This window comes from Bacillus cereus group sp. N8 (genome assembly GCF_016483685.1).
Taxonomy (GTDB): domain Bacteria; phylum Bacillota; class Bacilli; order Bacillales; family Bacillaceae_G; genus Bacillus_A; species Bacillus_A proteolyticus.
Map to the genome: position 1 here is coordinate 1 of NZ_JAEHBK010000245.1, position 230 is coordinate 230.

Below are 230 nucleotides of genomic sequence, written 5' to 3' on the forward strand. Positions count from 1 at the left end.
GTATTAGCTGCATTCTTATATCCGTTCGGCAATCGAAAAATGATGGAACTTCTTGGCGGACGTCTTGATACATTCAAACGTGTATTAGGAATGGCAATTGGAAGTCTTACTATTACAATTCTCCTTGGTATATACGGCTTTGCCACTACTGTTATTCCATCATCAACTCAAATGCTTCAAGTTTTTTTGTTATCATTATGTTCTGGATTCATTGCGACGATGACATTCTT

General features: G+C 37.0%; 1 protein-coding gene. It reads left to right on the plus strand.

Annotated features, from left to right (window positions below):
• Window positions 1-230: multidrug resistance efflux transporter family protein (locus tag JDS80_RS31165; protein ID WP_199640850.1), on the plus strand; the 230-nt coding region annotated here is incomplete at both ends.